Source organism: Opitutus sp. sgz309028 (assembly GCF_059821195.1).
The window spans coordinates 918,442-942,654 of the sequence record NZ_JCAMRR010000001.1 but is presented as its reverse complement, the minus strand read 5'-3'; the positions used below and the strand labels follow the sequence as shown (position 1 = coordinate 942,654).

General features: G+C 65.5%; 22 protein-coding genes. 8 read left to right on the top strand and 14 right to left on the bottom strand.

Annotated elements, in window-relative coordinates:
* Positions 1 to 58 precede the first annotated feature (58 nt).
* Positions 59 to 1,495: a sulfatase gene (locus AC6RV7_RS03510; RefSeq protein ID WP_500092517.1), complete on the top strand. Its 1,437-nt coding sequence runs from the start codon at positions 59 to 61 to the stop codon at positions 1,493 to 1,495.
* Between the two features lie 162 nt (positions 1,496 to 1,657).
* A complete protein-coding gene (locus tag AC6RV7_RS03505) occupies positions 1,658 to 2,836 on the top strand; it encodes a sialidase family protein (RefSeq protein WP_500092516.1) in 1,179 nt (392 codons plus the stop codon).
* Between the two features lie 197 nt (positions 2,837 to 3,033).
* On the opposite strand, the gene AC6RV7_RS03500 is transcribed toward AC6RV7_RS03505, so the two are convergent.
* From AC6RV7_RS03500 to AC6RV7_RS03490, 3 genes are all read right to left on the bottom strand, one after another.
* Positions 3,034 to 4,260, bottom strand: coding sequence for an MFS transporter (locus AC6RV7_RS03500; RefSeq protein WP_500092515.1), 1,227 nt, complete (start codon positions 4,258 to 4,260; stop codon positions 3,034 to 3,036).
* A 9-nt stretch (positions 4,261 to 4,269) separates the two neighbouring features.
* Positions 4,270 to 5,268 (bottom strand): galactose oxidase, encoded by a 999-nt coding sequence (locus AC6RV7_RS03495; RefSeq protein ID WP_500092514.1) that lies wholly within the window; start codon positions 5,266 to 5,268, stop codon positions 4,270 to 4,272.
* Positions 5,269 to 5,353: 85 nt separating this feature from the next.
* Positions 5,354 to 6,271 (bottom strand): dihydrodipicolinate synthase family protein, encoded by a 918-nt coding sequence (locus AC6RV7_RS03490; RefSeq protein ID WP_500092513.1) that lies wholly within the window; start codon positions 6,269 to 6,271, stop codon positions 5,354 to 5,356.
* Positions 6,272 to 6,795: 524 nt separating this feature from the next.
* Between AC6RV7_RS03490 and AC6RV7_RS03485 the strand changes: the two genes are divergently transcribed.
* A complete protein-coding gene (locus AC6RV7_RS03485) occupies positions 6,796 to 7,785 on the top strand; it encodes a magnesium transporter CorA family protein (RefSeq protein WP_500092512.1) in 990 nt (329 codons plus the stop codon).
* A 15-nt stretch (positions 7,786 to 7,800) separates the two neighbouring features.
* On the opposite strand, the gene AC6RV7_RS03480 is transcribed toward AC6RV7_RS03485, so the two are convergent.
* The 4 genes from AC6RV7_RS03480 to AC6RV7_RS03465 form a co-directional block, all read right to left on the bottom strand.
* The gene (locus tag AC6RV7_RS03480) at positions 7,801 to 8,118 is read right to left on the bottom strand and encodes a DMT family transporter (RefSeq protein WP_500092511.1); all 318 of its coding nucleotides are present in this window, start codon (positions 8,116 to 8,118) and stop codon (positions 7,801 to 7,803) included.
* A 147-nt stretch (positions 8,119 to 8,265) separates the two neighbouring features.
* On the bottom strand, positions 8,266 to 8,457 hold the full coding sequence (locus AC6RV7_RS03475) for a hypothetical protein (RefSeq protein ID WP_500092510.1): 192 nt from the start codon (positions 8,455 to 8,457) through the stop codon (positions 8,266 to 8,268).
* 104 nt (positions 8,458 to 8,561) lie between these two features.
* Entirely contained in the window at positions 8,562 to 9,455 is an 894-nt protein-coding gene (locus AC6RV7_RS03470) for a LysR substrate-binding domain-containing protein (protein ID WP_500092509.1), read from the bottom strand.
* Between the two features lie 115 nt (positions 9,456 to 9,570).
* Positions 9,571 to 10,095, bottom strand: a complete 525-nt coding sequence (locus AC6RV7_RS03465) for a VOC family protein (RefSeq protein WP_500092508.1) — start codon at positions 10,093 to 10,095, stop codon at positions 9,571 to 9,573.
* 216 nt (positions 10,096 to 10,311) lie between these two features.
* Between AC6RV7_RS03465 and nhaA the strand changes: the two genes are divergently transcribed.
* A complete protein-coding gene (gene nhaA, locus AC6RV7_RS03460; protein WP_500092507.1) occupies positions 10,312 to 12,177 on the top strand; it encodes a Na+/H+ antiporter NhaA in 1,866 nt (621 codons plus the stop codon).
* Positions 12,178 to 12,236: 59 nt separating this feature from the next.
* On the opposite strand, the gene AC6RV7_RS03455 is transcribed toward nhaA, so the two are convergent.
* Together AC6RV7_RS03455 and AC6RV7_RS03450 are read right to left on the bottom strand one after the other, a co-directional pair.
* The gene (locus tag AC6RV7_RS03455) at positions 12,237 to 13,265 is read right to left on the bottom strand and encodes an aldo/keto reductase (RefSeq protein ID WP_500092506.1); all 1,029 of its coding nucleotides are present in this window, start codon (positions 13,263 to 13,265) and stop codon (positions 12,237 to 12,239) included.
* 211 nt (positions 13,266 to 13,476) lie between these two features.
* Positions 13,477 to 13,854, bottom strand: a complete 378-nt coding sequence (locus AC6RV7_RS03450; RefSeq protein ID WP_500092505.1) for an HPF/RaiA family ribosome-associated protein — start codon at positions 13,852 to 13,854, stop codon at positions 13,477 to 13,479.
* Between the two features lie 237 nt (positions 13,855 to 14,091).
* Between AC6RV7_RS03450 and AC6RV7_RS03445 the strand changes: the two genes are divergently transcribed.
* The 4 genes from AC6RV7_RS03445 to AC6RV7_RS03430 all read left to right on the top strand — a co-directional run bounded on the left by AC6RV7_RS03445 (position 14,092) and on the right by AC6RV7_RS03430 (position 17,436).
* Positions 14,092 to 14,328, top strand: a complete 237-nt coding sequence (locus AC6RV7_RS03445) for a hypothetical protein (RefSeq protein WP_500092504.1) — start codon at positions 14,092 to 14,094, stop codon at positions 14,326 to 14,328.
* A 356-nt stretch (positions 14,329 to 14,684) separates the two neighbouring features.
* Entirely contained in the window at positions 14,685 to 15,386 is a 702-nt protein-coding gene (locus tag AC6RV7_RS03440) for a metallophosphoesterase family protein (protein ID WP_500092503.1), read from the top strand.
* Positions 15,387 to 15,484: 98 nt separating this feature from the next.
* Positions 15,485 to 15,916: a nucleoside diphosphate kinase regulator gene (rnk, locus tag AC6RV7_RS03435; protein ID WP_500092502.1), complete on the top strand. Its 432-nt coding sequence runs from the start codon at positions 15,485 to 15,487 to the stop codon at positions 15,914 to 15,916.
* Positions 15,917 to 15,990: 74 nt separating this feature from the next.
* Positions 15,991 to 17,436, top strand: coding sequence for a saccharopine dehydrogenase C-terminal domain-containing protein (locus AC6RV7_RS03430; RefSeq protein WP_500092501.1), 1,446 nt, complete (start codon positions 15,991 to 15,993; stop codon positions 17,434 to 17,436).
* Positions 17,437 to 17,800: 364 nt separating this feature from the next.
* On the opposite strand, the gene AC6RV7_RS03425 is transcribed toward AC6RV7_RS03430, so the two are convergent.
* The 5 genes from AC6RV7_RS03425 to AC6RV7_RS03405 all read right to left on the bottom strand — a co-directional run bounded on the left by AC6RV7_RS03425 (position 17,801) and on the right by AC6RV7_RS03405 (position 24,098).
* On the bottom strand, positions 17,801 to 19,123 hold the full coding sequence (locus tag AC6RV7_RS03425) for an alginate lyase family protein (RefSeq protein ID WP_500092500.1): 1,323 nt from the start codon (positions 19,121 to 19,123) through the stop codon (positions 17,801 to 17,803).
* Positions 19,124 to 19,255: 132 nt separating this feature from the next.
* Positions 19,256 to 20,809, bottom strand: a complete 1,554-nt coding sequence (locus AC6RV7_RS03420) for a LamG-like jellyroll fold domain-containing protein (protein WP_500092499.1) — start codon at positions 20,807 to 20,809, stop codon at positions 19,256 to 19,258.
* Positions 20,806 to 21,354 carry a sigma-70 family RNA polymerase sigma factor gene (locus AC6RV7_RS03415; RefSeq protein ID WP_500092498.1) on the bottom strand — a complete coding sequence of 183 codons (549 nt, stop codon included), beginning with the start codon at positions 21,352 to 21,354 and terminating at the stop codon, positions 20,806 to 20,808. Before AC6RV7_RS03415 ends, AC6RV7_RS03420 begins: the two co-directional genes overlap by 4 nt.
* Before the next feature lie 36 nt (positions 21,355 to 21,390).
* The gene (locus AC6RV7_RS03410; protein WP_500092497.1) at positions 21,391 to 21,717 is read right to left on the bottom strand and encodes a dockerin type I domain-containing protein; all 327 of its coding nucleotides are present in this window, start codon (positions 21,715 to 21,717) and stop codon (positions 21,391 to 21,393) included.
* 158 nt (positions 21,718 to 21,875) lie between these two features.
* The gene (locus AC6RV7_RS03405; RefSeq protein ID WP_500092496.1) at positions 21,876 to 24,098 is read right to left on the bottom strand and encodes a TonB-dependent siderophore receptor; all 2,223 of its coding nucleotides are present in this window, start codon (positions 24,096 to 24,098) and stop codon (positions 21,876 to 21,878) included.
* Between the last annotated feature and the right edge of the window lie 115 nt (positions 24,099 to 24,213).

The following is a 24,213-nucleotide window of genomic DNA, read 5'->3' as shown; positions in this document are numbered from 1 at the left end:
AACCTGCGACCTTCGGCTTCGGTCCGGCGTCTTTCGTCCTCTGCTCTCCAATTCCCTCATGAACCTCGCGACTTGGCTGTTTCTCGGATTCGTCACGCCGTTGGCTGGTGTCGCGGCGATCGAGTCCACCCCTCCCAACGTCCTGTTCATCGCGGTCGACGATCTGCGACCGACGCTCGGTTGCTATGGCGATCCGGTCGCGATCACGCCGAACCTGGACCGGCTTGCGGCTCGCGGCACGTTGTTCGCGCGGGCCTATACGCAGCAGGCGGTGTGCGGACCGTCCCGTCAGTCGCTGCTCACGGGGCGGCGTCCCGATACGATCCGTGTGTGGGATCTGCGGACGATGTTTCGCGCCACCGCGCCCGATGCGGTGCCGCTGCCGGAGCATTTCAAGCGCAATGGCTACTTCGCCCGTTCGTTCGGGAAGATCTATCACGACGGCCTGCCCGATCCGCAGTCGTGGAGCGTGCCGGCGGAGGTCGAGAGCATCTCCAAGCGCGAGGACTATCGGCTGCCGGAAAATCGCACTCCGCGGAAAAATGGCCAGCAGAACAAGGCGGCTGCCACCGAGTTCGTCGATGCGCCTGACGATGCGTATCCGGATGGCATGACCGCTTCCGGCGCCGTTGCCGCGCTCGAGGAACTGGGCCGTGAAGGCGGACGCCGACCTTTCTTCCTCGCGGTCGGCATCCGCAAGCCGCACCTGCCGTTCACGGCGCCGAAAAAGTATTGGGATCTTTACGACAAGGTGCAGATCCCTCCGGTCGCGCAGCCGGCAGCGCCGGCGGGCGCGCCGGAGCTCGCGTTGCACGAATCGGTGGAGTTGCGCGGCTACACGGACCAGCCGAAGGCGGGGAAACCGTGGACGCCCGCGGAGATCGCGACGCTGCGTCGCGGCTATTATGCCGCGACCACCTTTGCCGACGCGCAGATCGGGCGGGTGCTCGCCGCGCTCGAGCGCACCGGTTTCGCGAAGAACACGATCGTGATCGTCTGGGGCGATCATGGCTATCACCTCGGCGAGCATGGGTTGTGGGCGAAGACGACGAACTACGAGGCGGATACGCGTGTGCCGTTGATCGTGGCGACGCCCGACGATCGCCGGCAGGGTGCCCGCACGGATGCGATCGTCGAACTGCTCGATGTTTATCCGACCCTGGTCGAGCTGTGCGGTTTGCCGGTACGAGAAAAGCTCGAGGGCCGCAGCTTCGCGGCGAACATCGGTCATCCGGAGGCCGCGGGACGTGCGGCGGCGTTCAGCCAGTTCCCGCGGCCGTGGATGTATCGCGAACAACCCAGGTTCATGGGCTACGCGGTGCGGACCAAAGATCATCGCTATGTGGAATGGCGCCGGTTTGGCACGCAGGACGTCGTCGCGCGCGAGCTTTACGAATACCACGGCGACGAATCGTTCGAGTCCGTCAACCTGGCCGCGGATCCGGCGCAGGTCACACGTATCCAGGAAATGGCGGCACTGCTGCCGCGGTCCTAGATGACGGCGAAGGCCTTCGCCATTGTCGTCGTTCTGAGCCTCAGCCGCGCGGCGAACTCTTGCAGTCCGATTGACTGCACATGAATGCCGCTGGTTACGCGATCTCGCGGACGGTCGTGGCGCCATTGCTACAGTGAACCCCAGCTCACCTGCCGTTTTCCCATGATGAACCTGCTCAAACCTCTGCTCTGTTTTGCGCTGGGCTCGACTGCTGTCGCCACGTGCCTCGGCGCCGCTGCAGCTCCGGCGCCGGTCCCGGTGGAAGCGAAAATCGAACAAACCGATGTCTTCGTTTCCGGAACGGACGGCTATCACACCTATCGCATTCCTGCCGTGATCCGGGCGGCCAACGGCGACCTGCTGGCGTTTTGCGAGGGGCGCAAAAATTCCGGCTCCGATACCGGCGACATCGATCTGCTGATGAAACGTTCGACCGACGACGGACGGACCTGGGGCGCGGCGCAACTCGTGTGGGACGATGGCGGCAACACCTGCGGTAATCCCTGTCCGGTGCTCGATGAAACCACGGGCGTGCTCTGGCTCCTGCTGACGCACAATCGCGGCGAGGACAAGGAAGCCGACATCCACGCGCATCGCAGCGTCGGCACGCGCACGGTCTGGGTTTCGCGTTCGGACGATCACGGCGCAACCTGGAGTGCACCGGCAGAAATCACGGCGACCACGAAGGATCCCGCCTGGGGCTGGTATGCGACCGGGCCGGGCGTGGGCATTCAGATTCGCGAGGGCGAGCATGCCGGACGACTGGTGATTCCGTGCGATCACAGCTACGATTTGCCGGATGCCGGTAAACACCGGTCGGGATCGCATGCCATTTATTCGGACGACCACGGTCGCACCTGGCGGCTTGGCGGAGTCATCCGGCCGTCGGCGAACGAATGCCAGGTCGTCGAATTGCCGGACGGGAAGGGCACCTTGCTCATGAACATCCGCTCGAGCCGCGGCGTAAATCGGCGGTTGGAATCGCTTAGCCAGGACGGCGGCGAAACGTGGAGCGACCCGAAACCTTCGCCCGTTCTGATCGAGCCCGTGTGCCAGGCGAGCATCGTTCGTCATCCATCCGCGCTTTCGGCGGACGGCACCGTGCTGTTGTTCTCGAATCCAGCGGACGAGAAAAAACGCCACCAACTCACGGTGCGGCTGAGCGCCGACCGCGGCGTGACGTGGCGGACGCTGCACCGGTTGCACGAAGGTCCGGCGGCGTATTCGTGTCTGGTTTCGCTTGGCGAGGCCGGCGCGGGCTGCCTTTACGAGCGGGGTGAAACGCGTCCCTACGAGAAGATCACCTTCGCGCGATTTGCGGTCGCCGAACCCGGCCGCTGATCCGCGACGGGGCGGTGGCGAGCAGTGGCCGGCTTGTTTCTGATTTATGCCCGTCGTCGCGCGGCACGCTTGGGCCAATAATCCCTCCGCTGCGTTGTTCAATGACGCCGGACTGCCTTCGGCTCCCTTTCAGATCGATCTCCGTCCCGGTGCGTCTGCCGTTCGCTGAAGACGGGGCGTCGCGGCGGACCCCGCGCTCACGGTTGCGAGCGCGGTTTCATCGCCAGGAGCATCAGGCCCACGGCGAGGAGGCCGAGAGCGGAGAACTGGAACACTCGCGAGAGATCGACCTGCGCATCCATCAGCCAGCCGCCGACGTAGATCAGGATGCCGCCGGTGATGCAGCTCACGAAATTCAGGATGCCGTAGCCGGTCGCGCTGTAGCGCTGGTCGGCGATCGAGCGCAGGATCGGCATGTGATTCGCGTCGAAGAATCCGCGACCGAGTCCGAAGACGATCAGGCCCGCGACGGCCAGAGGGAGCAGGTCGGTGGAGACGCTGACGAACAGGCATGGCGCGACGACGCAGTAGCCGATCGCCGGCACCCAGGCACGCGCTCGCGGCTGGCGGCGACTCCAGCGGTCGGCCCAGATGCCGCCAACCAGCACGCCGAGGAAGGACGCAATCTGGATATAACCGGTCGCGGTGATGCCCGCGGCGCCCAACCCGAGGCTGAAGTGCTCCCGCAGATACGTCGGCAGCCAGCCGTAAATGCCCCAGTTGGCGGTGCCGACGAGGGCGTTGATTGCGAGGAGCATGAGAAACGCCGGCTGGCGGAAGAGCGCGGAAACGGCCGCGTGGACGGACGGGCGCGAGGCGCCCGATTGCCCGGCCTCGCGTGCGTCGTTCTGCGGCGCGACGGTCGCATCGCGAAGGAGAGCCCACACGATCACGGCGTAGACCACGCCGATCAGGCCAAAGAGGTGAAAACCGGCGCGCCAGCCATACAGCTCGGCGAGGATGCCGCCCACCCCGCCCAAGGCCGCGCCCGCATAGGCGCCGCTCATGTGCAGGCCGGTCGCGAGCGAACGCGTCGGCCCCGGATGGTAATCGGCGATCAGCGCGAGCGCGGCGGGAATGTAGCAGGCTTCGCTCAGCCCCATCAGGGCACGTGCAGCGAGGAGTCCGCCGAAGCTGTGCATGTGGCCGGTCATCCAGGTGACGGCTGACCAGATGAAGAGACTGCCGATGATCACCCAGCGGCGGCTGAAACGGTCGGCGAGAAAGCCGCCGAACGGACTGCAGATGCCGTAGATCCAGAGAAACGCCGACGTCAGCAACCCGAATTGCGCGTCAGTCATCGCGATGTCCGCCTTCAGCGGATCGCGCATGGTGGTGATCATTAGCCGGTCGAGGTAGTTGAGCAAAGCAACGACCCAGAGCAGCCCGACCGCCAGCCACGCGCGGGAGAAAGTGATTCGCATAAACAAGCGTTACCGAAGTTCGCCGCTCCAGACGTCGACGGAACGAATGCCCGGACGCGTTTCTCCGCCCGGCACGATGATCCGCTGTCGCCATCGCGTGGTGCTCGTCGTTACAAGTGAAAACGGCAGCTCGCCGAGCTGCGCCCAACGATCGCTCTCCGGCGCGTAGGCGAGCACGTCGCGCGCGAAACCAGGATGCCGATCGGGAGGCGTAGAGACATGCAGGCCGTCGTCGCCGCCGAGCACGAGCAGCGCGCCCCCGACCACCGGTGCGGGCGACGGCGCCGCGACGGCGAGGCGCGGGAGATCGGCAAGTTGTTTCCAGCCGACGCCCGGTGTGAACCGCCAGGCGTCGCGCAGGCGTTTCCGTGCGGGTTTGCCGTTGGCGTCGGGCGCGAGATCGGTGCCGGCGAAAAGGTAAAAGGAGCCGTTGTGGGCGCCGGCGACGGCGAGCATGCGGCCGGAACCGGGCAGGGGATCGAGCGTTTTCCAACCCGTATCGAGGTTGTCGAGATCGAGCGCGTAAACACCGCGCTGGGTTCGCGTCGCATCCGGATCGTCGATACCGCCCGCGACATAGATCGTGCGACCGACGAGCGCGCCGGCGGCCATCGCCAGCGGCATGGGAAGTTTCGGCCACGCGGTGAAGGTGACCTTGCCGTGGTCGTAGCGCGCGAGCCACACCTCCGCGAAATTTCGCGAGGCATCGCCGCCGCCGATCAGCGCGACGCCGTCGTCGACGGTGAGGCTGATACCGTAACCGTTGGCCTGCGGAAGGCGTCCGGCGGCTTTCCAAGCAGCGCTGCCGGGCGCCAGGGCGAATACCTGATCGTGCCAGGTTTTGGTTCCGCCCTCCCATGGCGGTCGATCGGGAAAGTTTGCTCCGCCCGCGACGATCAGCGCCTCCGCGCTCACCCCCGTGAAACTGCCGGCAAAGCCGATCGGGTCGGGGATGGCGGGCAGCGGCTGCCATTCGAGCGAGGGACTGGCCGGAGCGATCGAGCTCATGACGAGCGGAAGCGAGAAAAGAAGGATGAGTTTCGACGAATGCTTCATGGCTGCGGGCGATCTCGGCGGGCCGGATCGTGGCGCGTCACACGCGGCTCGCGAAGTCGAAGAACCCGACGTCCGTGAGTCCGCGGCGAAGCTGCGCCATCTCCTCCGTCGTGAGCTGGCGCAGCGGAAGTCGCACCGGGCCGCAATCGATGCCGATCAAAGCCATGATGGCTTTGCCGGCGGGCAATCCGCCGGCCGAGTTCATCACCTCGATGAAAGCCTGTGCCTTCGACTGTTCGGCGCGCGCGGTGGGCGCGTCGCCGGCGACGTGCGCGCTCATGAGGCGACGATACAGCGGGGCGGCGTAGTTGTAGGTGCTGCCGACGGCGCCGGTGGCGCCGAGCTCCAGGCCCGACAGCAGGATCTCGTCGCGACCGAAAAGCACGGCGTATTTCCCGTTCCCGAAAGCGCGGGCCGCGCGATAATCGTCGAGGTCTTCGTGGGTGAACTTCACGCCCGCGAGGGTTCGGATTTTGCCGTCCGCGTGGCGCAGGAAATCCGCCGCCTTGATCGAAACGCCGGTCATGGACGGCATGTGATAGTAGTAGAAGGGAAGATTCGGCGCCGCGTCGGCGACGGCGGCGCACCAGGCGACGAGTTCGTCGGCGCGCGCGGGTCTGAAGAAGCTCGGCGCGATGGTCGCGATCGCGTCGGCGCCGATTTCCTGGGCGTGACGGGCAAGGGCGCACGCGTCGCCGAGGCTGAGATGGCCCACGTGCACGACGAGTTTGAGGGCTTGTGGGCGGGCGGCTTCCCGCCAGGCCTCGGCGAGCCGAAACCGTTCGGCGAGCGTGAGGCTGCAACCTTCGCCCGTGGTGCCGCAGACGAACGCACCGCTGACGCCATTGCGCTCGAGCACCGACGCGAGTTGCGGGACGACGCCCAGCGCAAGGCTGCCGTCTGGCTGAAAAGGGGTGAAAGGGGCTGCCACGAGCCCGGAAAGGATGTTGTTCATGGAGTTGCGGAGGATGCCCACCGCCAAATGCGATCGTTCCGTTCGCGAATGACCTTACAAGCGACGCGTCGTGGTTCTTTCTAGGGACCTTTGACGGGACGACGTTGGCGGTGGCCTGGCTCATCATTGCCGGTGCTCTCGCCCGCCTGACGGCAGCCCAGCTTTGAGAGAAACCGCAATTTTGGTGCGGGGAAACACAAGCGAACGGGGTGGGCGGAGGCGGCGCTCATTTCATCATTTGGCTCGCTAACTCCCCGCCTCGAAGAGACAGGCTCTTGCCCAAATGCCAGATCCTCATTCCGACTCGCCTGCTCGAAGACGACGCGTTGACGCGCGGAAAAATTTCAGGCACCTCCACATCTGTGTTACAGCCTTTCGCCTGTGGCTCGAGAGCGTCGCGCCAATTGGCGACGTGCGAGCCCTCGAGCATTCAGTGCCACACATCCTGGAGGATTTGGTGAAGCCGGAACGTTTTTTCGATTGGCTCGAGATGGGGCACCTTCGCGGATGAAACGTGTTTTCCCATGATCACCCTCTACAGCCCGAAAGGCGTTCGAACTGTTCGCGCCAGCGACCTGTCGGCCGGAACCTGGCCGGAAGTCCTCTGGATCGACCTGTTCGATCCGACCCCCGAGGAAATCAAGGCCATCGAGGACGGCGAAGAACTGTCATTGCCGACGCGGAACGAGGCGCAGGAAATCGAAGTCTCGAGCCGCCTTTATATCGACGATCAGGCGCTGTTCATGACGGCGACCGTCATGGTGCGGGCGGCCAATCCGAATCCGATCACGACGCCCGTCACGTTCGCTTACCGCCGGGGACGGCTGGTGACGCTTCGTTTCGACGAGCCGACGCCGTTCAGGAGTTTCGCGCTGCGGTATGAGCGCAACCCGGAAGCGTTCCAGACCGCACAGAAGGTTTTCCTGGGTTTGTTCGACGAGGTCGTCGATCGCATCGCCGATATCCTCGAGTATGTCGCCGGCGATCTGAACGATCTCTCCACTCTCATTTTCATGAGCGAGCGCCGCGCGCCTGACGCCACCGATTACCGGGCGCTGTTGAAGCGCATCGGTCAGAACGCCAACCGCACCGCGAATGCGCGCGAGAGCCTGGTGAGTCTCCGGCGGGTGCACGGCTTCTTCACCGAGACCTGCGGAGGCTTGAACCAGGAGCAGGTAGACGAGCACTGGCGCATCACCGGCAAGGACGTCATTGCGCTCGCGGATCACGCCAACTTCGTCTCGAGCAAGGTGACCTTCATCCTCGATGCGACCCTGGGTCTGATCAACAGCGACCAGAACACCATCAACAGCGAGCAGAACAAGATCATCAAACTCTTCTCCGTGCTCGCGGTCGTGTTGCTGCCGCCGACGCTGGTGGCGAGCATCTACGGCATGAACTTCAAGTACATGCCCGAGTTGCACTGGCCATGGGGCTATCCCCTCGCGCTGCTCATGATGCTCGTTTCCGGCGTCGTGCCGTATCTTATCTTCAAATACAGACGCTGGCTGTGACGCGGCCGCCGGGCCTCATGACGCGGTGAGCTTGAGTCCGATCACGCCCGCGAGGATGAGCCCGACGCAGACGAGCCGGGCGACGGTCGCCGGCTCGTGAAAAAAGGCGATGCCGCAGACGACGGTGCCCGCCGCCCCGATTCCGGTCCAGACCGCGTAAACCGTCCCGATGGGCAGCGACCTGGCCGCCAGGCCCAGCAATGCGACGCTGGCGATCAACGCCGCCACGGTGCCCGCGGTGGGCCACAAACGCGTGAAACCTGCGGTGAACTTCAGGCCGGTGGCCCAGCCAATTTCAAACAGACTCGCAACGATCAGAACGACCCATGCCATAACGTAAAAATCCTCCAGGGTCGTCCCTGCATTGTCGTGAGAGAGGCGGGGTCGTCCCCGCGTCGTGAGGAAAAAGAGAAATGACGGCGTGGCGCCGACCGGCGCAACCCTCAAGCCGGAAGGCGCCGGCGGTCACGGTGGGCGGCGTCACGCCTCGGCCGGTTTCCGGGGACCGGAGGCGGAGGCATGGTTTCGTTCGAACAACTCGGGGATCCGGCCGCCCTCGTTTTCCCAGCGCTCCAGCGCCTTGCGAGTGACGGTGTCGTCGAATGCGGCGGTGGGTCGCGCCGTCGATGCAGAGACCAGGTGGGATCGATGGTGAAACAACGTCGAATTCATGACGTAACCCTACCATCGACGGAAACCGGTGGCTACTGCGGCGGGGGAAACGGAGCTATGCGCGTCCCGCATGACCGCCCGCGGCCCGCGCGCGGCGGCGCCCCTCAGCCGGAGGCGCGGTCCCGCGTCAACAAGTTCACCAGCTCGCGGACCGGCTCGGTGATCTTGCCGCGATGCCACGCCACCTGCAGCTCCCATTTGGCGGTCGTGCCGCGCAAGCGGCGGAACGTGACGCCGGGGACGTTGCGGTCCTCCATCAACCCCGGCAGCAGCGTGATGGCGTGGTCGGCGACGAGCAGCGCGAGCGTATGCGCGAGGCTGTCGGCATTCTCGACGAACTTCGGCCGGAAGCCGCCGCGGCGGCAGATCTGGATGACCCAGTTGTTGAAACCCGGGATATCTTCGGGATGCGCGCCGACGAACATCTCCTGGCGCAAGTCGGCGAGCGCAATGTCGTCGCCCGCCGCCAGCGGGTGGGTGACGGGCAGCGCGACCACGACGGGAAACGTCGCGATCCGGCGCACGAAAAATTCGCGGGCGATCGCGGCGTTGATGTTGCCCAGCAGCACGACATCCAGCTCGCCCCGTCGCAGCGCGGCGATCTGGGCGCCGGGGGAAAGGTCGACGAGGTGCACCTTGGTTTCGGGATGAGAGCGCCGCAGCGACGCGAGTGCCGGGTTCAGGTATTCGCCGGCCGCTGACATGATATACCCGATTCGCATCGAGGCGCTTTGGCCGCGCGCGAGTTTGCGCGTCTCGGAGATCACGATATCGGCCTTGGCGACGACGGGGCGCATGCCCTCGAGCAACGCGTGGCCCGCGGCGGTCAACGCCACGCCGAGGGGACTGCGTTCCAGCAACTGGCCGCCGATCTCCGTCTCGAGCGCCTGCATTTGCCGGGTGAGCGTCGACTGCGAAACGTGCAACTGCTCCGCCGCCCGGCTCATGCTGCCGAACTCGGAGATCGCGAAAAACGAGCGGAGCAGGTCGAGGTTCACGACGCCAATGCTGATCCGGGAAAAAACGAACGCAAGCCACCGGCATGCGCGACACGCATGAGCTCCGGCGGCGCCGGCAGGGTCTCGCCCCGCTGGCCGCCGAACGCCCGCCCGCTCAGTGTTCGGCGAGGAGCGAATCGAGGTTCAGCGCCGCCGTGAACATCGCGACGCTGCCGTCCGCCTTGCGCGGCCATTGCTCGCGCGGGCGGTCCCAGTAGAGTTCGAGTCCGTTGCCATCCGGATCGCGGAGATAAATCGCCTCGCTCACTCCGTGATCGGACGCGCCGTCGAGGCGGATGCCGTGCGCGAGCAGCCGGCGCAGGGCGTGCGCGAGATCGACGCGGGTAGGATAAAGGATCGCGGCGTGGTAAAGCCCGGTGGTGCCCGGAGGTGGAGGCGGGCCGCCCTCGCTCTCCCAGGTGTTGAGGCCGATGTGATGATGGTAGCCGCCGGCCGACAGGAAAGCGGCGTTGCGGCCGAAGCGGTCCGTGACCTCGAACCCGAGCACGTCGCGATAAAAGGCGATCGCCCGCTCGAGATCCGCGACTTTCAGGTGGACGTGTCCGACGGACGCGCCGGGGGCGATCGGACGGGAACGCGCGGTCTTCGTTTTTGAGGCGGGGAGGGTGGTCGATTTCATGGGCTCAACATACCGCCTGCGCAGCTCCGCGCCCACTGCGTCGGCCGCGACGCGGCCATGCGCGTGCCGCATGGCATTGGGGAAAACCTTGCTCACTGTCCGGGCTGCATCGCCGGCCATGCATGGGTGCGCGCACGAGGCGTGGGAACTCCTGCGACGTGATCGGGAGAGCCCCGCATGGACGTCCCGCCCGAAGGTGGTAGAGTGGGGCACCTTATGGTCCAAGCAGGAACAAACAGGCCGACGAAGCTCGATCCACCGGTTGACCCCGCTCGCGACCACCTCCTCGGAAATCCGGCAGCGGAACTCACGCTGGTGGAGTATGGCAGCTACGCGTGCCCCTCCTGCCACTCGGCCCATGAGGTGATCGCGGGACTCCGCGACCGCTTCGGAGACCGCTTGCGCTACGTGTTTCGTCATCGTCCGGTGGAGAACAGCGCGGAGGCGATTCGCGCGGCGGAGCTCGCGGAGCGCGTGTTCGAGCAGACGGGGCAGTTCTGGCCGGTGCACGATGCCCTCATGACGCAGGGACCGGTTTTCACCACCGGCGATTTCGAGCGAATCGAACGGCAGTTCGATCTGCCGTCGGGCGCCAGCGGATCTGCCGCGGCAAAACCCGAGGAGGCGCGCGTCCAGCAGGACACCGAAAGCGCGGCCCGCAGCGGCGTGATCATGACGCCGACGTTTTTCCTCAACGGCGAACGCTACGAGGGGCCGTGGGACGAGAACAGCCTCGCAGAGGCGTTGGTGGGCACGCTCGCGCATCGCGTGCAGACGGCGGCTCTCACCTTCGCTCGCTGGGCGCCCTCGGCCGGCCTCCTTCTCCTGTTGATGTCGGTGCTCGCGGTTGTGCTGGCGAATTCGCGCATCGGGCCGGACTTCCTCGCGCTCTGGACAACCGTTTGCGGCATCCGGGTCGGCGGGCATGACCTGATGCTGCCCTTGGCGAATTGGATCAATGACGGGTTGCTGGCGGTTTTCTTCCTGGTCGTCGGTTTGGAAATCAAACGCGAGTTTACCGTGGGGCGGTTAGCGACCTTTCGCACCGGCGTGCTCCCGGTCATCGCCGCCTTCGGAGGCATGACTGCCCCTGTGATCATTTACCTGCTCCTGGCGCCGGCCGGTCCGTTGTCGCATGGCTGGGCGGTGCCGATCGCGACGGACACCGCCTTTGCCGTGGCGATCATCGTCCTGCTCGGGACGCGCGTGCCGGTCGAACTGCGCGTCTTCCTTACCGCGGCCGTCATCATCGACGATCTGGTCGCGATCGGAGTCATCGCGATATTCTATACGGAGCAGATTCGGGTGAACTTCCTGCTCGCGTCGGGCGTGGTCACCCTGCTGCTCGTGGCGATGAACCGGTTGGGGATTTACCGGCCCTTGCCGTATGCGGTGATGGGCCTCGTGCTCTGGGTTTTCCTGCACGAGTCGGGGCTGCACGCCACCCTCGCCGGGGTGATTCTTGCCCTGGTCACGCCGGCGCTGCCGCCGCCGAGACTGCATGTGTTGATGGCGCAGGCGGAGGCGGTTGTCCAAACGGAGACGCGGTATTATGGCGATCCCATGATGCGACACGGTCTCTCGGAGCCGGCTCTGCGGGCGTTGGATTCGATCCACAGTCGGACGGAATCTCCCACCGACAAGCTGCTCCGCTCGATGGAGCCGTGGTCGAGTTATGCCGTGCTGCCGGTCTTCGCCCTCGCGAATGCGGGCGTGGTGATCTCGATCGACGTCATCCAAAGCCACGGAAGCCTGATGCTCGCGATCATCCTGGGACTCGTGATGGGCAAGCCGCTCGGGATATTCCTGGCCGCGTGGCTGGCGGTGCGCTTCGGACTCGCGGCGAAACCGGTGGAATACTCGTGGCGGCAACTCGCGGGCGCCGGGGCGCTCGCCGGCATCGGCTTCACGATGTCGCTCTTCATTGCGAGCGAAGCCTATCCGGTCGCGGAAGATTTCACGGCGGCGAAGATCGCGATTTTCACGGCCTCGATCATCGCCGGCATCGCGGGCACGCTCATCCTGCTGCCGCGCAAAGCGCCTCGCCCACCGGGTCCTCTCGGTGCGGTGAACGGCGGATAACGCAGCGAAAAAAAAGCCCGCTCCGTCGGAGGAGCGGGCCTGGTCGGCTCGGCGGGCCGTCAGTTCAGCATGAGATCGCGGGGCGTCACGCGGGGCCGCGTGAACTCGGGAGTCATGCGAACCTCTTCGGCTGCCGTGGCGTCGTCGAGTTGCACGAAGTCGTCGGCGGTGAGCTGCAGCGCGGCCGACAGTACGAGTTCGTTGAGTTGTGCGACTGAATGCACGCCGATGACCGCCGAGGTGACGGCCGGATTCCGGAGCACCCACGCGAGCGCCACTTGCGCGGGCGACGCGCCGTGCCGCGTCGCGACGTCCGCGACGGCCGCCTGCGCGGTCTCGCCGTAGGCGTTGCCAAACCGCTCCATCAGCCAGTCGCGCCGGCCGGAGTGGAACATCGTTTCGAGAGCGGAGCGGCGGGTGAGAAATCCGCCGGCGAGTGGCGATTGCGCGAAGAATCCGAGCCGCTGCTCCTGGCACAAGGCCATCGCCTCCGGCTCGAAGCGCGTCCGCGTCATGAGCGAATAATCGGACTGCAGCGCCTCGATCCGGTTATACTGCCGCAGGTAGGCGCGACCGAGATTGTCGACGACGCGCCAGGTCGGAAAATTCGCGGCGCCGATGTAGCGCGCGAGCCCGTTGCGCACGACGTGGTGAAACGCTTCCGCGGCGACGCGCATGGGCAGCAGGCCCTCGTTCCATTCGAAGATGACCATATCGAGGTAATCCGTCTGGAAACGGCGGAGCGACTGCCGGCACGCGTCCTGCACCTGCTCGATGAAGTCGCCCTCGTTGCCGTCCTCCGGCTGGCGAACGTGCAGGCGCGTCGCCAGGAAGAGATCGTGGCGAGGCAGCTGACGGGATTTCCACCAGCGACCGACGATTTCCTCGGATCGCGTCACGGCCATCGAGGGCAGGAACCGGTCGGGACGGTAATTCGCCGCCTGGATGAAATTTCCGCCGGCGGCGTGGTAGGCGTCGAGAATCGCGAACGCGTTTTTCTCGTCGGTCTTCCAGCCGAAGTTGAGGGTGCCGAGGCAGAGCTCGGAAAGTGAGAGGCCGGTGCGGCCCAGCGTGCGTTGTTTGATCATGCGTGTTTTCGAATACGGGCGCGTGGTGACGCGCATTGCGGTTGAGGGTGAAATCACCACGAGGGCGAATGGCCTGCTCGTGGTGAAACCGGCAGGCGCTCGCGAGCGGGCCTGCTCCGAAGGCGAAAACAGGGCCGTCAACTCACGGCGCCGCCACGACAAGAAAGATGAGAACGGACTTCATGGCGGTGTGAAAACCGGGGGCGGTCGCTTACACGGCCGCGGGGAGCGCCGCGTAGGCGCGGATGTCGCCGGAGGTGCGGCGCCGCATCAAATTGCTCATCCGCTTGCGCAGCATCCGGTCGAGCTTGTCGATCACCAGGTTGATCGAAGCCAGCGGCGTGTCCGTGGTGACGGACGCCGTCAGATCCGGGCCGGCGAGTTCGATCCGACCAGCGGCCCTAAACGTCTCGCTGCGACCGCGGGGTTCGCGCACCACGTCGATGCGGACGCGATCGATGCGCGGCTCATGTCGAAACAGGCGCTTCGCCTTGCTTTCGACCAGCGTCCGGGTGGCGTCGTCGAGCTCGAGGTGAAGACCACGGAGCAGGAGTTTCGAGTCGTTGGCGGTGTGAGGAATAGCAATCATGCAAGAGGAGTCGAGGGTTGACGTTGAAGCGCCGGCGCAAAACGCCGGCGCAGAAGGGACGGCGGAGGATCTTCGTGACGGGCTGGAGCTGTACGAACATCCTCGGCTCGAGAGGCGTTATATATAGCCTCATCCCTTTAGACGCCGGGAGGAGAAGAAAGAGTCATGCGCGTTGCGCATCGCTACCTTCCAACCCGCGCAGTAGGCGGTCCGTCGTTCGGACGTTAAACTCCTGCCATGAAATCGCAACCCCACCGAAATGCCACGCCCCGTCCCGAGATCGGTCGCTTTTACGAAACGACGGATGTCACCCGAGGCCCGTCGTTGCGCACGGACCGCCGGCATCGTCCGCCGGCGGTTCGCTACCAGCGTTACCCTGCGCTCTCCGATGACGACCAGCCGCTGATCTCGGTGCGTCTACTCGCCCTTCTGTTGCTGGTCGCGATCGTGGTCGCGCTCGCCATCGGCGCGTGATCCGCGTCTTTGCGGCGCAAAGACCGCGCCGCGGCGAAAATATATAAGCCACCGGCGATCTTCGCCCGCTGCCGCCGCTTTCCGGCGCGCCGCGGGCCTTGACAATATATTTTCCGGAAATATATATCATTCGAGCGGCTCGGCGCCGCGAGCCACTGGAGCGGATCGACGCGTTATGCGCCTTCCAAGCTGCCAGCGGCACCGGGGAAACACCCCGTCCTCCGTCCCGCGGCGCACTTCTTCGGAGTGCGCGAGCGGCCATCACCGCCGCACCGTTGTCGTGCGGTCAGCCTTCAAACCCCTGCCCCGGACCGCGCGCTCGCCCCGGTTTCCGGGATTCATCCTGCACAAGTTTCATGACCCTCCTTCACGTCACCGATTTTCATTTCAATCAGCGCTGGTTCGACTGGCTCCTGCATCGCGCTCCGCCGCACGACGTCGTCGTGATGTCGGGCGACCTGCTCGACCTCACTCGGGCGACGCCGCAACGGCGGCAGATCGAATGGGTGTCCGCGTGGCTCCGCGATTTTCCCCGTCCGCTTTCGTTGTGCAGCGGGAACCACGACCTCGAGTGGGATTCCGAGCGGGGGCGCTGGCGCCCGGCGTATTGGTTGCGCGAGGTGGTCAATCCGCTCGTGTGGACCGACGGTCAGCGCGTCAGCCTGGACGGCGTTTCGATGCTCAACCTCGGTGCGACCTCGCAACCCAAAGGCGGTCACGCCGATGTGTGGGTCGTCCACGCGCCGCCGGCGGGAACGCTCGTCGCCGCCACCGCGACCGGTGACGATGCGGGCGATCCCGATCTGGTGGCGGCGGTTCGCCGTTACGCGCCGCGGCTGGTGCTTTCCGGCCACGTGCACTCGCCGCTGGCCTGGCAGGCGCAGTCCGGGGGCACGCTGTTGCTCAATCCCGGTTACGACCCCGACGCTCCGTTTCCGAATCACATCCTGATTCAAACGGAGTCGATGACCTGCCGCCTCGTCACGGCGCGCGACGGAGCTTCGCGCCCGTCCGGAATTCCGCTGGCGGCCGAAAACGAAGCCGCACTGGCGGCGTGAGCGACCGGCCTTTCTCGCAGGGACGCGGGCCGCTCTTCGCGGATCGCGTGCCGCTGCCTCCCCAAAACACCCGAAAACCCAATAATCATATTAATATCATGAACGATACTCCTATTTATATCTCCCGTGACGACAACAGCCGGCTCCGCCTGCTGCTGGCGACTTCGCTCTATTCGAACGCCAACTCGGCGCTCCAGAAACTCCGCGGGGAGCTGGATCGTGCCGCCGTCGTCGATCCGACCGAAATTCCCGAAGACGTCGTGACGATGAACTCCACCGTCGAGTTCGAAGACCTCGGCACGAGCGAGATCGAGGAATACACGATCACGTTTCCGGAAAATGCCGACGTGGAGCTCAACCGCATCTCGATCCTCGCGCCCATCGGCACGGCCCTGTTGGGCTGCCGTGTCGGCGATATCGTGAAGTGGTCCACGCCGGGCGGCATCCGGCGCCTCAAGGTCCGCGGCGTCACCGCTCCCGCGGCCGACGCCACGATGCCGGCGGCGTTCGCCGCAGCCATCAACGGCTGATCCGGCTCCACGCCGTTCTTCATTGGCGACCGGCTCTTCCGGTCGCCGTGCAAACCCTCAACTCCTTTCGTTCCATGGAATTCAAGAATCGTATTGTGATGATCGGCCACGGTGTCGTGGCCCGGGCGCTGCTGCCGATGCTCGTCAAACATCTTCGCGTGTCGTGCGCGGAGATCGTCGTGATCGATTTCGTCGATCGCACCGCCGTCTTGAAGCCATGGATCGACAAGGGCCTGCGGTTCTTCCACGAGCGGGTGACTCCGTTCAGCCTCGCCCGGCTCTTGTCGACGCACGCGCGGCCGGGCGACCTGATTGTGGACCTCGCGTGGAGCGTCGACTTTTTCGACATCGTCCAGTGGGCGCACGACAACGAGGTGCTTTATGTCAACGCCTCGCTCGAGTCGTGGGATCCGACGGCCGAGATGCACCGCAAGCCCACGCTCGAGAAGTCGCTGTACAGTCGTTATACAAAACTGCTGCCGCTGATCGACAAGTGGCGCGGCGGCACGACCGCCGTGGTCGACCATGGCTCGAACCCCGGCCTCGTGTCGCACTTCACGAAAGCGGGGCTGCTGGACATCGGCGCCGCGGTCTTGCGCGAGAACAAGCTCTCGGCGCCGCGCAAGCGACGCATCGAGCGCCTGCTCGAGGACGAAACCTTTCCGCAGCTCGCGCGCGAACTGGGCGTGAAGGTGATTCACTGCAGCGAGTGGGACAGCCAGCGCGCCGACAAGGCGAAGACGCCGGACGAGTTCGTCTCCACCTGGAGCCCCGAAGGCATGTGGGAGGAATCCATTTCACCCTCGGAGATCGGCTGGGGCACGCACGAGAAGTGGATGCCCCCGCACGCCACCCAGCCTGAAACCGGTCCCGGCAACCAGATCGTGCTGCAGCGCATGGGGCTCAATACCTGGATTCGCTCATGGGTCCCGAACCAGGAGATCGTCGGCATGGTCGTGACGCACGGCGAGTCGTTCGGCCTGTCCCATGCGCTCACGGTGCGCGAGAAGGATCAGGTCGTTTATCGGCCCACGGTGCATTACGCCTACCAGCCGTGCGACGACTCGATCGTCTCGATGCACGAGCTGCGCGCGCGCAACTACGAGCTGCATCCGAAGACCCGCATCCTCACCGACGAGATTGTGGCGGGGCAGGACGTGGTCGGTGCGCTCATCATGGGCCACCGCTTCCGTTCGTGGTGGACCGGGAGCGCGCTCTCGATCGACGAGGCGCGGAAAAAAGTCCCGGGCGTCAACGCGACCGCGGTGCAGGTCGCGGCCGGCGTGCTGGCCGGCATCGCCTGGGCGATTCGTAATCCGAACCGCGGACTGTGCCTGCCCGAGGATTTGCCGCACCGAGAGATTCTCGACGTGGCTCGGCCGTATCTCGGGACCTGGTTGTCCGCGCGTTCGGACTGGACGCCGCTGAGCCGTCACCGCGTTTACTTCGAAGAACTCGCCGAGGCGCAGGTCGACAAGTCCGACCCGTGGCAATTCCGCAACTTCGTCTTCCGGCCGTGAGCTCCTCACCGCCGCCCACCGGAGCCGGCCCGCAACGACCGTCGAGGCTCCCTTTGCTCTCCACGGCGTTCCCCGCGCGGGCCGACGCCGATCAAACCCTCTCGATAGAAATAATGAAGACCACCTTCGATCCTCGATCTCCGTCGGCTTTTCGCCGACGATGTCCGCCGCGCGGCAACGCCGTCGGCAGGAAATACGAGCCCTCGCGCCGCCCGCCCGTGCGGCCCATTACGGCGCCGCCGCCGGAAGACACCTTCTGGATCGGCTACCGCCGTCTGCTCGGTTTCATTCTCTTCATCGTGATCATCGTCATGATCGCGGCCGCCGGCTGAAGCGGCCGGGCGAACTCACGGGCGAGGCCACGTCAGTTTTGATTCGCGGACGCGATCGGCGCGATCAGGCCGGCGTCTCCGATTCCGGCGTGAGTAAGGGTTTCCCAAAGCATGTGATGATGTCCGGCGAGCGGGGGCATGTCGCGCAAGACGGCGGCCATTTTCGGCAGCGGGCGGCCGAGACGATCATGGTAATGATTGAAGGCGATGGCCCAGGTCGGCTGGAGGCTGAACTCCAGTTTTTCCGGTGGCGCCTCGTGGTTTGGCGGCAGAAAACGCGCAACGAATTCCATCGCGGCGGTGATGCGCCGTTCTTCCTCGGCGTAGAGATCGACGCCTTGCAGGCGGGCGGTCTCGGCGGCGTTGACCATCGACGCGAACGCCATCCACGAGTGGTGGGAATCGCGCGCGGCCTCCTGCGTGAGGCCGTCGACCAGTTCGGGCATGTGGCCCTTGTTGCTCCAGATCGCGGGGCCGCAGCCTGGCGGCTCGATCGGCTTCGCGCCATCCGAGGTGAGATAAATGTAGGCCGGGGTGCGAGCGCGCCACATGCGCAGTCCGAGTTCGAAGACCTCGCGGTCGTCGTTGAAGACGCCGATGTTGATCAACGCCTCGGTCATCGCGAGTTCCTTGTTCCCGTTCTCGCAGTCGCCGTGCATGATGAACGGCAGAAACTGGGTGCGGAACATGTTCTGGCAGGCGGCGATCTCGCTGTCGCTCCATTTTGGATACGTGTAGCGGATGATCTCCGCCGCGCGGGCGAACACCGCGCCGGTCCAGGCCGCCTGCACCGGGCCGTTCGCATGCCGGTGACCGCCGGTCAACGTGCCGGCCCAAGCGTTGAGAATCTTCACCGTATTCCGCGCATGGACCTCGTCGTTCGTCAGGCACCACATCAGCGCCTGGCTGTAGGCGGCGGCGGCATCGGCCTGCTCGGCCTTGGCTCCGATCTCGGGATTCGAGCGCGGGCCGCTCATCACCGTCGGCACGGGACGCGGGGTGTAGTCCCGCGCCGCCCACGGGCTCGCGGCGAGTCGCGCGAAAGCCGATTTCTGCGGTTCGACGCCCTCGGCCACGCGGCGCCGGAGCTCCTCGAGTTGCGAGCGATTCACCAGCACGCCCGGATGCACGAAGCCCGCCGGCTTGGCCGGTTTGCCGCTCGGGTCCGCCGACGTGTTGAGCCGCACCGCCGCGTAGGCGGGATTCATTTCATCGGCATAGGTGGTTTCGACCGGCTTGCCTTTGCGGCCTTTGGCCGACTGCGCAGAAGCCCACGCCGGGAGAGCGAACAGAACGCACGCGGCCAGGGCCAGGCGGCGGAATCGGGGAAGGGGAACGAGTGAAGCGGTTTTCATAGAAGAAGGGGCTGCGTCCGCGGCAACGCGCGGGCGCACTCCATGAATAGTCCGACCGCGGGAAATCAGGACATCCGGCGCGGAGATTCGCTGCGCGGTCTTGTGTGCGTGGCGCGCCGGCTCGGTCCGCGCTTATCGGGCAGCCACGTGGCCGAGAATGCCGTCGGCGCCGTGGTTTTGTTGGAGTTGCACGATTTCCTGCGGTTCCAGCGCGCCCTCGACGACGAACAATTCGTCGATCTCGCCGCGGAAACGTTCCTGCCGCGGACCGGTCGCGCCGAGGCGCGAGCCGATCCAGAGCGTGTCGTCCAGGCGCGCATCCGCCTGTCCGGCGGGACCGCGCGTGCGTCCGGGAATGATGGAACTGCTCTCGAGATAGCCGTCGACATACTGCTTCACCTGCACCGGGGTGTCGCCCGTGCCGGGAACGAAGACCACGGCGATGTGGTGCCAGCGGCCGTCGCGCAGCGATGTGGATCCGATCGCGCATCCGCCGGCGAAGTCGGTGCGGATCGCGCCGAGCGCCCCTTCGTTTGGATTGCGGTTCCAGCTGATGTGCACGGGGCGGTAGCTGAGCTTGGCCAGGTTGCTGCGCCAGCCGAACATCGAGTAGGCCTCCGACAACGGTGCGTCTTCCGGCACCCGGATCCAAAAGGCGACCGTGTGAGGCGCCGCTCCGGAGATGCCGGGGAAGGAGGACTGCGCATACGAGTCGCCTTCCAGCCGGAGCGCGCGGCCATGGTGGCCCGCGGCGAGGCGGAGCGGCGCGCCGGTGACGGAGGTCGGGGTGCCGCCGAGCGCCTCGGCGTCGTCGAAGGTCCAATGGGCGAAGCGATAGTGCGGCAGCGTGCGCTCCAGCGGCGCCAGCTGGAGGAAATGTTCGAATTTGGTCTCGCGGTCCGGCACTTCGCTGACGCCGGAACGCGAGAAGCGCCGGGCCTCGCGTTCGCGCAGCAGCAGGACATCGGCTTCGCTGGCGCCGCTGCGGGGGGACGCCTCGATCTCGCCCTTCAACACGAACACCTCCGTGTTGCCGTCGCTGCCGGCGACCATCGTAAACTCGGTGCCGAGATCGACGATCTCGACGGAAGGATTGGAAATCCGAAAACCGATCGCCTGACGCGGGACGGTCGCGCTGACCGTGCCGCGACGGAGCGTGGAGTCCCACGCGGAGTTGACGGTGAGCGTCGCTGGGCCCTGCAGCACCGCTCGCGCGCCGGAATCGAAGGTCACCTCCGCATAACCGGAAGCCAGTTCCAGCTGTTCGCCTTTCACGAGCAGGCGGCCTGGCGCGAAGGCGCCGCCGGCATTCCAGACGGCGTCTTTCACGGCCGAAATCCGCGCCACGGTGACGGCGGGGCGCGCGGGAGTCGCGGGCGGAGGACTCCCTTGCCAGATAAACGCCACTGCGATCGCGGCCGCGGCGGCGAGCCCGGCGCCGAAAGCGAGCCAGAGCGGCCGGCGCCGACGCCGCGGCGCGGCGGGTGCGACCTCGCCGTGCATCTCGCTCGCGTAAAGGTGCAGACTCGCCGACTGGCCCGCGATGCGCACATACAGGCGGCGGGCCGCCTCGGACGTGGCCAGCCATCGCTCCAGCCGCACGCGTTGCTCATCCGTAAGCCGGCCGTCGAGCAGCGCGGAACAAAGCTCGTTCAGTTCGAGGATTTCCTGATCGGTGAGATTCATGACGCGGCGCCGGGGGTGGCGAGTTGGTGAGTGACGCAGTCGAAAAGGAGTTTTCGGATGCGCGAAAGGGCCTTGTAGGCGGCCTCGATGGAACGGCCGGTGCGCAGGGCGGCCTCCTCGACGCCGGAGCTGGGCTCGTAGCGGGTGAGGATGAACTCGCGGTCGCGCGTCGGGAGTTTTTGCAGGCAATGCGCCAGCGCTTCGTGCCGGTCGTCAAGTTCCGCCTGCATTTCGCCGACGGTCCGCGCGAGCGACTCCATGACGACATCGTCGAAGATGACCTTCGAGCGCGCGAATTTCTGCCGCGAGTAGCGGATCCGCCACCACGCGATCTGGCAGGCCCAGGCAACGAAATCGCTGCCGGGGCGGAATTCGCGGAATTTCTCGCAGATCACGACCGAGGTCTCCTGCAGCAGATCCTCCGCATCGTGCCGCCGCGGCACGAGCGTGTAGATGTAGGCGAAGATCTGCCGCTGATGGCGCGTCATCAGCGCCATCAGGCGTTTCTGATCCTCGGGATCCATGGCTGTGACCCGTTCCGTCATGGTCACGTCGTCAGGCGTGGCGCGGCGAAGCGCAAGTTACTTCGCCCCCTCGGACTTGCCGGAAGCCTTCTTGCCGGATTTTTCGGATTTCGAGGCCTTGGCCTTCTTCGGCTCGCTCTGGGCCTTGCTCGCGCCGCGATCCTTTTTCCCGCTGCCAGGCACCATCGCGGCGACTTCCTGATCGTTCAGCTTGCCGTCCTGGTTGAGGTCGAAGCGCTGCAGATCTCCGGTGGGATTGGCGGCAAAGGCTTTCTGCACCGCGGCCACTTCCGTGGCGTCGAGCTTGCCGTCCCGGTTCAGATCGAACTGGGCCATGGCCTTGGCTTTGGGACCGGCCGCCTTGGCCGCGAAGGTCGCGGGCAACGCGAGGGACAGGGAGACGAGGAGTAACAGGGATTTTTTCATAAGAATACGTATGGGAGAATAGCGCGAGATGCGTCCGATTGGGACATGCGCATAAAAAATAAAAGCCCGGAGCGCGGGGCTCCGGGCCTGTGACACGTTTGTTAACCTAACCTGAATCAGTGACTGAAAGTATAGGAGACGAAGAACTGGCGGCCCTCCGGCAGTTGCGCCCGGATGTTAAGATCGTCCGAATCGAAGACATTGCGGACGCTGGCGCGAACCGTGTGGCTGAAGCCGCGTTCGCGCTGGCGCCAGGTGTAGGACAAGCCGGCGTCGACGGTGTAGGACGAGGGGATCTCGATGTTGCGGCGGGCCAGGTCCGGATTCCCGCCGGACACCGTCACGAGTGAGAACGGGCTCGCTTCGCCGAGGTATTTGAAACCTCCGGTGAGCGTGAAGCCGCGCAGCGCACCGGGGAGGCGGTAGCGAACGGCGAGACCGCCGTTGTCCTGCGGCACGCCGCTGGGACGGCGCCCGACGGAATCGACGTCGCGACCGTTGTCGGAGATGCGCGCATCGGTGTAGCCGTAGCCGCCGAGGAGCGTGAGGTTGTCGGTGACGCGCCAGGTGAAGTCGAGCTCGACGCCATCGGCCTTCTGCTGGCCGGCGGCGCGATCGACCGCGGTGCCGTCCTCGATGATGGTTGCCTTCACGCCGTTTCGCTCGATCGAAAACGCGCTGAGGGTGAAGACGAGCCGGTCCTGGAAATAGCCGGCCTTGATACCGTAGTCGAAACCCTTCGCGCGCTCGTTGGGGAGCCGCGGATCGCCCAGCTTCGAGGCCTGCGCGTTCGGGAAGAACGAACGGCTGAAGTTGGCGAACAGGGCGACGTTCGGGGTGAGCTTGTAGTTCAAGCCGACGTTCGGCGAGACGGCCGTGTCGGTGAAGCGATCGGTGGTGCCGGCGGCGCGGAGGCTGCCGGGCTTCGAGCCGCCGACGTTGTATTGGTCGCCGAAATCGAGGTTGAACTTCACGTGGTCGTAGCGCACGCCGCCGAACGCGATCAACCGGCCCTGCAGGAAGGCGGTCTGCTGACGCAGGTAAACGCCGACGACGTCGTTGCGCGTGCGGTCGTTGCGGGTGACGATGTTCCAGAGCGACCGCGCGGGCATGGCGTAGTTCGGGTTGTCGACGTTGACGTCGGTGCTGCCGAGGACGGAGGTGAGCGGCTTGGTCTCGATGCGACGGCGCCAGTTCGAGGACCAGTCGAAGGTGAGGAGCGTCTTGTGCTCGAGGTTGCGGTTGTTCGTCCAGTAGTGGGCGAGCAGATCGGCCTGCAGCGCGCCGCCGTCCTCGTTGAGATGCGAGTAGGTCGGATTGCGTCCCATGATGACGCGGGTGACCGGATAGTATTGGTCGCCGGTGCTCGAGTTGAAGTTCACGGCGTTGCGACCGTAGACATAGCCCGAAACGCGGGCGGAGAAGACCGGGTTGAACTGGTGCTCGAGCGTGACGGTGCCGGTGCTGACCTGGCGGTCCTGCTGGGCATTCGGGCCGTTCTGGCTGAGCCGCGCGAACTCCTTGGCGAACTCGGAGGTGTAAGTATAGCGGTTGCCGGAGCGCGTGACGACGAGCGGAACGTCGTTGGTGGCGGGGATGGAGTTGCGCTGCGAGTATTCGAACTCCGCGAGCAGGGTGGTGCGGTCGCCGAGCTTTGCCAGCACCGCTTCGGAGAAGGTCCGCTGCGACATCGTCGCATACTCGATGTCGGAATCGCGATCCATCGCGGAGGCGCTGAGCAGATGGCTGAACGAGGTGCCGCCCCACGAACCGAGCGGGCCGCCGACGTTGATCTCGCCGCGGAGCAGATCGTTCGAGCCGGTCATCACGGACGCGCGCTGCTGATGCTTCGTCGGCGGGCGCTTCGAGATGATGTTCACCAGGCCGGCGGGCGACGTCTGGCCGTAGATGGCCGCATTCGGTCCCTTGATCACCTCGACGCGGTCAACGTTCACGCGATCGATGAGGCCGAGACGATAGAAGCCGTTGCGCAGCTGGAAGGTCGCGCCGTAGCCGCGCAGGTTGTAATTGCCCTGCGTGTCGAGGCCGGTCAGCGAGCTCGTGTAAGCCATGTTGCTGTCGATCTCGATAAAATCGAAGTCGTTCAGGAATTCGCTCGTGATGACGTTGATCGAGAAAGGCAGGTCCTTGATCGGCGTCGCGACGCGCGAACCCGTGACGGATTCGGACGCGATGTAGTCGCTGGCCGACGCGGTGCGCACTTCGAAGGGAGAAAGCAGGATGACTTCCTCCTGATCGGGGGCTGCCGTTTGGGCCGCGAGCGGGCCGACGCTCGCGAGCAGAAGGATGCCCGCCAAGAAGGGGCCGGTCTTGTTCATGGATGATTTCCTCAACAGGTTTGTAGGGTTGGGCTTCGCCGTCGCGAGAGCCGGGTATGGGGACACGAAGCGAATAGCGCTCGCGACTCCATTTAGGACGCGAAAGCGCGAAAAA